The sequence below is a fragment of the Arenibacter nanhaiticus genome (assembly GCF_900141935.1).
In the GTDB taxonomy this organism is placed as follows: domain Bacteria; phylum Bacteroidota; class Bacteroidia; order Flavobacteriales; family Flavobacteriaceae; genus Arenibacter; species Arenibacter nanhaiticus.
In genome coordinates, this window is record NZ_FQYX01000028.1 from 40,864 (window position 1) to 52,789 (window position 11,926).

Below are 11,926 nucleotides of genomic sequence, written 5' to 3' on the forward strand. Positions count from 1 at the left end.
CAATCTTACATTTGCTTCATAATCATAAATAATAAAAGCTATGAGTAAGAATACAAATGTAAAATGCCCTAATTGTAAAGAGGTTTTTAAAGTAGATGATAGTGTCTACACAGACATCGTTAGGCAGGTAAGAGACCAGCAATTTCAAGAAGAGTTGAACAATCGATTAGAGTCTGTTAATATAGAAAAGCAGACTGCATTACAATTAAAAGAGTCTGAATTAAAAATTGCTTTCCAGCAACAGTTGGCAGAAAAACAGCGTGAAATAGAAGCATTGAAACACAAAAGTAGATCAGAGCTAGTTGATGAGGTTTCAAAAAAAGAAAATACTATTAAAGATTTAGAGTCCAAATTACAGCAGGCTGAAAATGAAAAAAAACTAGCATTACAAACAGCGGTAAATGAACTTGAAAAAGAGAAGAATCAATTACAAAATGACTTAAAACTCAAGGAGTCTGAAAAAGAAAATTTAGAAAAGTCCTTACAACAAAATTTTAGAAGAGAGTTAGATCATAAAGCAAAGGAATTACAATTAAAAGACGAAGAAATAGAACGTCTAAAGGACTATAAGCAAAAGCTTTCAACTAAAATGCTAGGAGAGACTTTGGAGCAACATTGTGAAACCGAGTTTAACAAACTAAGAGCCACGGCATTTCAAAAAGCATATTTCGAAAAAGACAACGATGCTTCTCAGGGCACTAAAGGTGATTATATCTTCAGAGAGAAAGATGAAAATGATAATGAAATCGTTTCAATTATGTTTGAAATGAAGAATGAAAACGACCTAACAGCTTCCAAAAAGAAAAATGAAGATTTTTTCGCCAAGTTAGATAAAGATCGTAGAGATAAAGGCTGTGAATATGCCGTATTGGTTTCTTTATTAGAAACAGATAATGAATTGTATAACACCGGAATTGTAGATGTATCCTACAAGTATGAGAAAATGTATGTGGTGCGTCCTCAGTTTTTTATTCCTATTATTACACTTTTAAGAAATGCTGGGATGAAGTCTTTACAGTACAAGGCCGAACTAAAACTAGTTAGAAACCAGAATGTTGACATTACTAATTTTGAGGAAAAAATCAACGAATTTAAAACTGGCTTTGCAAGAAACTACGATTTAGCTAGTCGACAATTTAAAACCGCTATAGATGAGATTGACAAAACCATGAATCATCTACAAAAAACCAAGGATGCTTTATTATCATCTGTAAATAATCTACGTTTGGCGAACAACAAAGCAGATGATTTAACCATTAAGAAGTTAACCCATGGTAATCCAACCATGAAACTAAAATTTAACAATTTAAACAGCAATTAGTAAGCAAACAATATGATCACTGGAGAAACAAAAAGTAAAATAGATAAAATTTGGAATGACTTCTGGACAGGAGGAATATCCAACCCATTAACTGTAGTGGAGCAGTTTACCTATCTAATCTTTATAAAGCAATTAGATGATAAGCAGATTCTAATGGAAAAGCAGGCCAACCTTTTAGGGGTGCCTATCGATAAACCAATCTATACTAAAGAACAAAGCCCGTTGCGCTGGAGCAACTTTAAAAATAAGGATCCAGAAACAATGTTCGACTTGTTTACAAAGCAACAGCGCGAGCTTAACGATATAACGGCTTTCGACTTCATGAAAACTATCGGAGCTGAAGGTGGTGAGTTTGCGCGGTTTATGAAAGGGGCAATTTTCATGATTCAATCTCCGAGGTTATTGGATAAGGTGGTGCAACAAATAGACCAACTGCCTTTAGACAACAGAGATACTAAAGGGGATCTTTACGAGTATATGCTGTCTAAAATTGCCGAAGCAGGTACCAACGGACAGTTCCGTACGCCACGCCATATTATTAGTATGATGGTGGAAATGACACAGCCTAAAAAGGATGATATTATTTGCGACCCCGCCTGTGGTACGGCGGGCTTCTTAGTGAGTGCTGGAGAGTATATTTATCATAACCACAACGACTGGTTTCAAGACAAAACCTTTAGAGAACATTTTAATACCAAGATGTTTAACGGTATTGAGTTCGACCCGTCTATGTTGCGTATTGCTGCTATGAATATGCAATTGCACGGTATGGAAACGCCAGTGCTTATTGGTAAAGATGCTTTGAGCGAAGCGAATGCTGATATAGAAAACGAATACACGCTTATTTTAGCAAACCCGCCGTTTAAAGGAAGTTTGGACTATGATGAGGTAGAGAGTAGTTTATTGCAAACTACCAAAACGAAGAAAACAGAACTATTGTTTTTAAGTTTAATGTTACGCACCCTAAAAGTTGGAGGACGTGCAGCGGTAATTGTACCAGATGGAGTTTTGTTTGGTAGTTCTAGAGCACATAAGAGCATACGAGAAGAGTTGGTAAATAACCAAAAACTTGAAGCGGTAATATCTATGCCTTCTGGGGTATTTAAACCGTATGCAGGGGTAAGTACAGCGGTATTGTTTTTTACCAAAACCAACTCTGGGGGTACGGATAAGGTATGGTTTTATGATATGAAAGCCGATGGGTATAGTTTAGACGATAAGCGTTCTGAGATTAAAGACAATGATATTCCTGATATTATTGAACGTTTTAAAAATTTAGAAGCGGAAACGGATAGAGTACGTACAGATCAAAGTTTTATGGTACCTTCTAAGGAGATTAAAGAGAACGATTGGGATTTATCTATTAACCGTTATAAGGAAATTGTTTATGAGGAAATTGAATATGATGAACCACAGGTGATAATTGATTCAATAAAAGATATAGATAATGTAAGAACCAATGCTATACTAAATTTAGAAGAGTTGTTAAAATGATAGAGGAAGTTGAATTAGGTAAAATAGCATCGTTTAGTCAAGGACAACAAGTTTCAATCCCAGATCAAAGAAAAGAAATGTTTGATGGATGTGATACTTTTATTAGAATAATAAATTATACTCAAGGGTCTTCTGACTTCAGATATATTCCAAAACAAAATCCAAAATATCACATAACAAAACATGATATTATTATGGTGAGGTATGGTGCTGTTGGATTTGTTGGTAAAGGCATTGAAGGGGTATTGGCTAATAATATGTTTAAGATTGATTACGATAAACAAGTATTGTTTGGTGATTATTTATTTCGTGCTCTAAGGAGTGGGAAAGTTCAATCTCAACTAATTAGTGCTTCTCAAAGCACTTCGATGGCAGCTTTAAATTTTAAAACTGTTTCAAGGGTTAAAATCCCCCTTCCCCCTCTAGAAACCCAAAAGAAAATAGCGGCCATTCTAGACGAAGCAGATAAACTTCGCCAACTAGACAAACGACTCATTGAAAAATATGACGCCCTTACACAAAGTCTATTTTTGGATATGTTTGGGGATTTAGTTGGAGAAAAAGAAAGTTTAAGTAGTCTTTGTGAAATTAATCCCAAGAAGTCTGAAATATCTAATTTAGATAAATCAACTTTAGTATCTTTTATTCCGATGAGTAATGTTTCAGAAAAAGGAGAAGTTGATTTATCAATTGAAAAAACAATAGATGAGGTTTGGAGTGGATTCACATATTTTGCAGAGCGGGATGTTGTATTTGCTAAGATTACACCTTGTATGGAAAATGGTAAAGGGGCTATTATGAGGTCTTTGACTAATGGTATTGGTTTTGGAACCACTGAATTTCACGTTTTAAGACCTAAAGAAAATAAATCATCATCAGAATGGATTTACCATTTAACCACATCTTATCACTTTAGGAAATTAGCTGAGAATAACATGAAAGGAAGTGCTGGTCAAAAGCGTGTACCAACAGATTTTTTTAAAAGATTTAAAATAGTTTGTCCTCCAATCGAGCTCCAGAACCAATTCGCAGAACGTGTTGAAGCAATAGAAGCCCAAAAAGCATTAGCTCAAAAAAGCTTAGAAAAAAGCGAAGAATTGTTTAATAGCTTATTGCAAAAGGCGTTTAAAGGAGAGTTGGTTTAAGATAAGCATATGGATAGCAAAGATTGGTTATTAGAGCAGCTAAAAGTTGCCTACCAAAAATCAGATATAAGTCAGACAGGTGCATTTATAGATCTAGTAGATATACCCTATAAAGGTATTAGTATTAAGCATAGTAATGGCTTATACATTAGTTTCAAACATTTTGACCTGGTTGAATTTTATGCTTTGTCAATCTATTTAGAATCTCGTATAAAACAAGAGGATATTAGAGTGTATTGCAAAGAGTATGACAAAAGTATTTGGGTTTACTTTGATAAGAAATTTACTGAAGGGAGTAAAGGAGATTTTGAAAAAGCCATGTGGACTTTTAAAATAATAGATAATCTAATTAAAGATATCACCAATGTGGTAATCAAGGTAGGAAGTGATGAAGTTAAATAGAGAGTTGTAATCACGTTAACAACATGGTTCTGGAACATGTAAATCATATATAGCAAATGGATATTCAAAAATATAACGTCAATCAGCATCTTATAGAAACCCTTTTATCTTGGATTAAAAGCGGTGAAATTGCTATCCCAGAAATTCAACGTCCATTTGTTTGGGATGGTGCTAAAGTAAGGGACTTAATGGATAGCTTATACCAGGGATACCCAATAGGTTATATTATTACCTGGCGCAATCCTAACATTAGGCTTAAAGATGGATCTACATCAGAAGGCAAAAAAATCCTAATAGACGGGCAACAACGCGTTACCGCCTTAACGGCTGCTATTCTCGGAGATTATGTAATTAACAAAAATTATAAGCGCGTTAGAATTAAAATAGCTTTTAATCCTATACAAGAAAAGTTTGCCGTACAAACACCGGTTATTGTTAAGGATAAGCAATGGATTCCAGATATTTCAAAAGTCCTGAGTGGACAAATAAATTCATTTAATTTTACCAATGACTTTATAAATAACAACCCAGATCTTAATCAAGATGATATAGTGCGCGCTATTAACAAATTATTCAATTTGGCTAAAAAACAAATTGGGCTTATTGATTTAGCAGCAGATCTGGATATAGAAACGGTAACAGAGATCTTTATTCGTATTAATTCACAAGGCGTTATTTTAAGTCAGGCAGATTTTGTTATGAGTAAAATTGCTGCTAATGAAACTTTTGGCGGGCAGGAACTTAGGAAGGCTATAGATTACTTTAGTCATTTGGCAGTTGCTCCCGAGTTTTATCAATTCATTGCAGAACATGATACCGATTTCGCCAAGACAGACTATTTCCAAAAAATGTCGTGGTTAAAAAATGAAAGTGAAGATCTTTATGACCCTAAATATACAGACGTTTTAAGGGTAGCTTTTACTACACAGTTCAATAGAGGTAAACTGTCTGACTTAGTTAGCCTACTTTCTGGAAGAAATTTTGAAACTAGAACCTATGAAGAGGAAATAGCTGAAGCTTCTTTTAAGAAACTTTCTAATGGTATTCATCATTTCATTAATGAGACCAATTTTAAACGGTTTTTGATGATCATAAAATCTGCCGGATTCATTACTTCTAAAATGATACGGTCTCAAAATGCTATAAACTTTGCATACATTGTTTATCTCAAATTAAAAGCACAAGGGGAAAACCCAGCCAATATCGAAACCTATGTACGTAGGTGGTATGTGTATTCCGTATTAACGGGTCGTTATTCTGGTTCACCTGAATCTATGTTTGATTTTGATATTAGACAGATTGAACTAAAATCATTTAAGGATTATTTGCAAGAAAAAGAAGACGGAGAATTATCACAAGCTTTTTGGAATGCTTCTTTAGTCCAAAGTTTAAACACCTCCGTTACGAGTAGTCCTTATTTTCATGTGTATTTAGCAAGTCAAGTTAGAGCTAATGATAAAGGGTTCTTATCTAAAGAAATCACGGTGGGAGATTTACTTACTTACAGGGGTGACATACACCATATCTTTCCAAGAAACTATCTTAAAAAAGCAGGGTTACCAAGAGGAAAATACAATCAGATTGCTAATTATGTGTATATGCAGCAAGAGGTAAACATTAAAGTAGGTGCCAAAGCTCCTTCAGTTTACTTTGGTGAGATATTAGACCAGTGCAATGGGAGTCTATTAAAATATGGTGGTATAAATGAATTGGATGAACTAAAAATAAATTTAATCCAAAACTGTATTCCTGAGTCAATATTTACTATGAATATTGACCATTACGACGAGTTTCTTCTATTAAGAAGAAAGTTAATGGCGAATAAGATGAGGGAGTATTATTTTAGTCTTTAATTAAATGCATTATGGATTCCTTGAGTATTTTATAGTTAAAGGAATAGATATAGAATGTCAGGACAATTGAAAGATTTATTTACTTTAATTTAAGGTTATGCAAAGTAATTTCGATTTTATTAAGGATGATTTTCACGAACTATATATCCAATCTGCGGAGGCAGAAAAATACGTGTTTAAAGCGCCTAAATATGCAGCACTTCAATGTAGAATTGTATTAGAGCTGACTTTAAACTGGTTATACGACAACGACCCAGATTACGAAAGACCTTATGATACTACTTTAGCGGCTTTAATGTACCATGATGACTTTAAAAATGATATAAAAGGAACATTACTAAACGAGCTAACCTTAGTTAGAAGAATCGGTAATAACGCGGCGCACGGTAAAAGAGTTAATAACAAAGAAGCGCTAATCTGTCTTAGAAGTATCTTTAGACTTCTCTCCTTTATTGGGATTAATTATAACGAGGAAAGCCCAGATATTCCACTATTCAATGAGGCATTAATACCTACAGGGGAACTTAACGATAAAACTGTAAAAGAGCTTCAAGAGAAATCTGAAGCTATTGAGAAACTATTAGCAGAGAAAAACAAACAACTGGAAAGAACACTTGAACTTCAAAAGGAAAACGAACTTCTAAGGCTGCAAGTACAACAACATCAAAAACAACTTAAGGAGCGTAAAGAAGAACGCCAAATTGATGTAGATTTTGAAGAGAAAATCCCAGAGCTAACCTCAGAAATTGAAACCCGTAAATTGTTCATAGATGTGTTGCTTAAAGAAGCAGGTTGGGATAATCTTAAGCAGCATAAAGATTTAGAGTATAAAGTGACAGGAATGCCCAAAACCGTTAATCCTTCTGGTGTTGGTTATGTAGATTATGTGCTTTGGGATGATAATGGAATGCCCTTGGCCGTTGTAGAGGCTAAAAAAACACTACACAGTCCTAAAAATGGGAAGCACCAAGCATTCTTGTATGCTAACTGTTTAGAGGCGATGACAGGGCAAAGACCTATTATCTTTTATACTAACGGATTTGAAACGCATGTATGGGATGATACTTTTTATCCTGAACGGGAAGTTAGCGGATTTTATACCAAGGATGAACTTCAGTATTTAATAGAGCGCAGAAGTACTAGAAAAGATTTAAGAGAGTTTCAAGTCAATAGAGATATTGCTGGCCGCCCCTATCAGCTAGAAGCCATTAAAAGAGTTGCTGAAGCCTTGGTAACAACAAGCCAAAATGAGCTTAAAGGGAAAGGCAGAAAAGCTTTATTAGTAATGGCTACAGGTAGTGGTAAGACAAGAGTGTCCGCGGCTATTGTAGATATGTTAACCAAAAGCAATTGGGCCAAACGTGTATTGTTTTTGGCAGATAGAAATGCTTTGGTTACACAAGCAAAGAATGCTTTTAAAGAACATGTTCCGCATTTAAGTGCTATAGACCTTACAAAAGAAAAAGAGGATAACGGAACTAGATTAGTGTTCTCCACATATCCAACCATAATGAACCGTATAGATAGTCTTAAAAATGAGGATGGTCGGTTTTATGGTCCAGGACATTTTGATGTAATTATTATTGATGAAGCCCATAGGTCTGTTTATCAAAAATACCGAGCAATTTTTGAGTATTTCGATGCTATTTTAATTGGGTTAACGGCTACGCCAAAAAAGGAAATAGATCATAATACCTATTCCTTATTTAATATTGAAGATGATAACCCAACGTATGCGTATGAGCTTAATCAAGCTGTGCAAGATAAGTTTTTAGTGCCACCAAAGGCTATTAATGTGCCTGTTAAATTTGTCCATGAAGGTATAAAGTACAGTGAACTTTCAGAAGAAGATAAACTAAAGTTTGAAGAAACTTTTACGGATGAGGTTTCAGAAGATGATGAAGATATAGAAATTAGTAAATCTGCTATCAATTCATTTTTGTTTAATAACAAAACCATTGATGATGTCCTAGATTATCTAATGAATAACGGGATTAAGGTAGAAGGCGGAGATAAGTTAGGGAAAACGATCATTTTCGCTAAAAATCATAAACATGCTGTTTTTATTGAAAAGCGCTTTAATAAAAACTATCCTGAGTATTCTGGAAAGTTTTTACGTGTTATAGATAATTATGAATCTAAAGCACAGGATTTACTTGAAAAATTCTGTGAAGACAAAGTAGAATTAGAACCGCAAATAGCTGTGTCTGTAGATATGATGGACACCGGTGTAGATGCACCAAGAGTGGTTAATTTAGTGTTTTTTAAACAGGTAAAGTCCTATGCCAAGTTTTGGCAAATGATTGGTAGAGGAACACGTTTAAGGCCAGATTTGTTTGGTCCTAGCATAGACAAAGAGCACTTTATGATATTTGACATTTGTGACAACTTCAGCTTTTTTAATGAGTTTCCAGACGGAATTAAAGGAACCGCAACCAAAACGTTATCTCAAAAAGTATTTGAAGCCAAATTAAATATAATAATAGCTGTTAGAGATAATACTGAGTCAACACCCGAAGAGGATGAACTAGCGGAAAACTACACCAACCAACTTCATGAAATAATTAATAGTCTAGACCAGGAAAGATTTGAGGTTAGAAAGCATTGGTCTCATGTAACCGAATTTAGCAGTCGAGAGCGATGGAATAATTTAAGTGTTGGCGATGTGCTTGATTTAAGTACTAACCTATCTGGATTGGCACCTTACAATGAAGATGATGATGAGTTAGCTAAAAGATTTGATCTTTTGGCGCTCAACTTACAATTAATGATTCTCTCTGGAAATAAAAAAGGAGAAGAGGTTTACGTAAAACAAATTTATGGTATAGCTAATAGCCTAGAGAAGAAAAGGAATATTCCAAAGGTTAAAGAAAAACTACCATTAATTAGGCAGATTCAGGAAGTAGAGTTTTGGAAGAATACCAATGTAAATGTGGTAGAACATATTAGAATAGAGTTAAGAGAATTACTGAAATTTATAGAAAAGCAAGAAGTTAAAACAGTCTATACCGATTTTGCAGATGAAATTCAGCTTAATAAAGTGGAAGAGGTAGATATAATGCCAACGTATTCAAGATTAAAAAGTTATAAGGACAGGGTAGAGGCATTTATAAGGAAAAATAAATCTCATTTGGTGATAGATAAACTTCATAAAAATATTCCTATCACTCCTAAAGAATTAGAGTTGTTAGAATCATTCTTATTCAATTACGAATTAGGTACTAAAGAAGAATATGAAAAAGAATACGGTACGCAACCTTTAGGTAAATTCATCCGAGGCATCGTTGGATTGGATATTGAAGTAGTTAATAACTTATTTGCAAACTTCATTGAAGATGAAAATTTAAATCCGGTACAAATTACCTTCATACAGACCCTCATTAATTATCTCAACAATAATGGGACACTCGATAAAAAACTATTGACACAGCCACCATTTAATGAAGCCAGTGATAATGGCATAATTGGTTTGTTTGAAGACAATAAGGTACGAGAAATAGTATCTATTATAGACCAAGTCAATAATAATATTAGTTAACTTTTCATAATAAGCTCATTTAGAATACACAACTGTGCAATTATCTTGCATAGTGCTGTTGTATTATTGCAGTATTAATCTTAAATACTGTTCGTTATGACTGCATATCAAAATTTTTGGGACAATGAAATTGAAACACTTCTTCAGCAATTAAATGCACCTCAGTCTCTCGAGGATAATATTATTGATACTCTTAGGAGTTCTAAAAGAACAGGAATTTTTCCTAACCAAATAATAAATGCGTTAAGAATTGGACTTTCAGCAAAAGAAGGTAATCAAAACATGGCATTTGTTGCGTCTATGCAGAGCTGGAAATCTGGAACAATCTATTTTTTATGTAATTATGTTTTACCGGCAATAGGGTTAATCAAGGAGTATGAGTCGATACTTTTTGTAACTAGTATGAGAGATACAGATTTGTATGATCAAAATTGCCGAGTGCTAGAGCGGGAATATTTTGATTGCGTAACTGGTGATATGAAGCCTTCGGTATTAAAGGTCATGAAAATGAGCGACTTTTTCAATCACCCTAACCCACATAAAGTAGTTAATGAATATGATGTGCAGTTGATTGTTCGCGATGAAGATCAATATGGTTCCGGAATAGAATCTTCTTTTGAATTAGCCTTTTTTTCAGAATTGAGATGTCGTATTCCGGATATAAAACTTTTAGCTGTAAGTGCAACTCCATATGATATTTTAGATGCTCAATTTACCGGTGCGTCTGATGTAGATGTAATTGTAGGTGTTAGACCACCAGAATATTACGGTATTTCCGAAATGTTAGAGGATGATGTAATTGAAGACATAGCTGAAGGGTTTAGGCCAATACAAGCTCAAGATGTTGATGGCGAAAAAATCTACACTATTCATCCTAAAACGGTAGAATATGTAAACTTTTTAAACACTTTTGACAGTGGGTTTGGACTACCTAATAAATTTGGTACTATTTTTTATGCTACATTATGCATGTTTTTGATTTTTAGTTCGAATTCTTTTTCAGTCGGTGTTTTATAGTCCAAGGCAGAATGTATTCTAACATTATTATACCAATTAATGTAGTTTTCAATAATTTGGTAAGCTTGAAAATAGGTTTTAAAGTTGTGCCTATGGATACATTCATATTTTATGGTCTTAAAGAAACTTTCAGCTACGGCATTATCCCAACAGTTCCCTTTCCGGCTCATACTTTGAGTTGTTTTGCAACTTAAGCTTAACAGGCTTGTTATTTTATTTGAAGCATACTGGCTCCCTCGGTCGGAATGGAAAATATGATTATCCGATATTTCTCTTCTTTTTCTGGCTAAGATCCAAGCCTTGTATACTGTGTTTTCAGTGCTCATATCTTCACTTAAAACCCAAGATAACACCTTCCTATCTGCTAAATCCAAAATTGTTGTTAGGTAATTCCAATGGCTTCCAATTTTGATATAAGTGATATCAGATACCCATTTTTCACCTAGATAATCACTGGTAAAGTCTCTTGCCAATAGATTTGCTGCAACTGGGAACGAATGTTGTGAGTCAGTTGTAGTTCCCCTGAATTTTCTGCTTAAAATACTTTTTAATCCCATTTGTTTCATCAAATAAGCTATATAGGACCTACTATAAAACATTCCTTGTCTTTCCAATACTTTTTGGATTCTTAAACTGCCATATATCTGGTTACTGTCGTGATATATTTCTTGTATGCTTTGTTTTAAAATTTCTAGGCTGGAATTAGTGGTATTGGTGTTCCTCGTTCTTAGCCATGTATAGTAAGCATTTTTACTGACTCGCATGATTTTACACATCTTTTCAACAGGAAATTTGTCCTTATGATCCTTTATGAATCTATATCTCATCTGTCGCTCTTGGAAAAGATGCTCACCGCCTTTTTTAAAATATCACGCTCTAATTTTGTTTCCTTTAACTCTTTTTCTAGAGCCTTGATTCTTAGTGCCTCTTTGGTCTCCTCAATAGCTTGTGGGTTACCATTTGTGATTGCCATCCTTTTCCACCTGTTAATTGAGGCCTGGCTAACTCCATATTCTTCTGACAAGGACTTAACAGGCCGCCCTGCATTTACTAACTCTACAATAGTGGTTTTGAATTCCCGGTCGTAACTTCTTTTATCCATATTACAAATTTAAGTTTATCACATAAATCCGTACCAACTAAATTAGACATTCCA

8 protein-coding genes are annotated in these 11,926 nt (G+C 34.2%); 7 read left to right on the forward strand and 1 reads right to left on the reverse strand.

All coding sequences use genetic code 11. The features are described from left to right. Positions 1-40: 40 nt before the first annotated feature. The 7 genes from BUA16_RS14580 (at position 41) to BUA16_RS14610 (ending at position 10,770) form a co-directional block, all read left to right on the forward strand. Positions 41-1,321 carry a DUF2130 domain-containing protein gene (locus BUA16_RS14580; RefSeq protein ID WP_072765487.1) on the forward strand — a complete coding sequence of 427 codons (1,281 nt, stop codon included), beginning with the start codon at positions 41-43 and terminating at the stop codon, positions 1,319-1,321. 12 nt (positions 1,322-1,333) lie between these two features. Beyond that, a complete protein-coding gene (locus tag BUA16_RS14585; protein WP_072765488.1) occupies positions 1,334-2,815 on the forward strand; it encodes a type I restriction-modification system subunit M in 1,482 nt (493 codons plus the stop codon). Further along, positions 2,812-3,960 carry a restriction endonuclease subunit S gene (locus BUA16_RS14590; RefSeq protein WP_072765489.1) on the forward strand — a complete coding sequence of 383 codons (1,149 nt, stop codon included), beginning with the start codon at positions 2,812-2,814 and terminating at the stop codon, positions 3,958-3,960. Before BUA16_RS14585 ends, BUA16_RS14590 begins: the two co-directional genes overlap by 4 nt. Positions 3,961-3,969: 9 nt before the next feature. Continuing rightward, complete coding sequence (locus BUA16_RS14595; RefSeq protein ID WP_072765490.1) at positions 3,970-4,362, forward strand: hypothetical protein; 393 nt, start codon at positions 3,970-3,972, stop codon at positions 4,360-4,362. Positions 4,363-4,418: 56 nt separating this feature from the next. Continuing rightward, a complete protein-coding gene (locus tag BUA16_RS14600; protein WP_072765491.1) occupies positions 4,419-6,215 on the forward strand; it encodes a GmrSD restriction endonuclease domain-containing protein in 1,797 nt (598 codons plus the stop codon). A gap of 97 nt (positions 6,216-6,312) precedes the next feature. Further along, positions 6,313-9,753, forward strand: coding sequence for a DEAD/DEAH box helicase family protein (locus tag BUA16_RS14605; protein WP_072765492.1), 3,441 nt, complete (start codon positions 6,313-6,315; stop codon positions 9,751-9,753). A 96-nt stretch (positions 9,754-9,849) separates the two neighbouring features. Continuing rightward, positions 9,850-10,770: a hypothetical protein gene (locus BUA16_RS14610; RefSeq protein WP_072765493.1), complete on the forward strand. Its 921-nt coding sequence runs from the start codon at positions 9,850-9,852 to the stop codon at positions 10,768-10,770. Here the strand turns inward: BUA16_RS14610 and BUA16_RS14615 are convergent. Further along, positions 10,707-11,872, reverse strand: a protein-coding gene (locus BUA16_RS14615) for an IS3 family transposase (RefSeq protein WP_143150514.1) whose coding sequence is annotated in 2 segments (ribosomal slippage) — positions 10,707-11,635 and positions 11,635-11,872 — 1,167 coding nt in all. Because the reading frame shifts where the segments join, the coding sequence is not laid out codon by codon here. The two genes, BUA16_RS14610 and BUA16_RS14615, sit on opposite strands and share 64 nt — an antisense overlap. Positions 11,873-11,926 lie beyond the last annotated feature (54 nt).

Coding starts and splice junctions, on each gene's coding strand:
- BUA16_RS14580 (WP_072765487.1), top strand. CDS start 41: ATGAGTAAGAATACAAATGTAAAATGCCCTAATTGTAAAGAGGTTTTT.
- BUA16_RS14585 (WP_072765488.1), top strand. CDS start 1,334: ATGATCACTGGAGAAACAAAAAGTAAAATAGATAAAATTTGGAATGAC.
- BUA16_RS14590 (WP_072765489.1), top strand. CDS start 2,812: ATGATAGAGGAAGTTGAATTAGGTAAAATAGCATCGTTTAGTCAAGGA.
- BUA16_RS14595 (WP_072765490.1), top strand. CDS start 3,970: ATGGATAGCAAAGATTGGTTATTAGAGCAGCTAAAAGTTGCCTACCAA.
- BUA16_RS14600 (WP_072765491.1), top strand. CDS start 4,419: ATGGATATTCAAAAATATAACGTCAATCAGCATCTTATAGAAACCCTT.
- BUA16_RS14605 (WP_072765492.1), top strand. CDS start 6,313: ATGCAAAGTAATTTCGATTTTATTAAGGATGATTTTCACGAACTATAT.
- BUA16_RS14610 (WP_072765493.1), top strand. CDS start 9,850: ATGACTGCATATCAAAATTTTTGGGACAATGAAATTGAAACACTTCTT.